At 55.7% G+C, this 289-nt stretch carries 1 pseudogene; it reads right to left on the bottom strand.

The features are described from left to right. Positions 1–39: 39 nt before the first annotated feature. Positions 40–289: pseudogene (locus ACT3UA_RS19030) on the bottom strand (IS1380 family transposase); the annotation flags it as partial.

The raw sequence follows: 289 nt of genomic DNA, 5'->3' as shown, positions 1-289 counted from the left end.
CTTTCAAAACCAAAGAAACAAGGAAACACCACTGCCAATTCAAGCAGCCAGCTCACCGCGCCGCCACCGCTGAAACAACACGCCAACACCCTCGTTCAGTTGGCATAACAGTTGTGCTTCTGGTGCTCTTGCCGAGATCAACAGCCGGCGTTGCCGCCCACCAGAGACGATTTTCCCAGCCATCGAAAACAGCCGGTATCGCCACCGCTTCAGATCCCAACACCCAGCTTCATGACCACCGGGTAGCACGGCCAGCTGCAGCCATGCGACCAAGTTCAAAGCGAACATT

It is taken from the genome of Glutamicibacter sp. 363 (genome assembly GCF_052379505.1).
Classification (GTDB): Bacteria; Actinomycetota; Actinomycetes; order Actinomycetales; family Micrococcaceae; genus Glutamicibacter.
The sequence above is the reverse complement of the archived record's forward strand: the minus strand, read 5'-3'. Positions and strand labels throughout refer to the sequence as shown.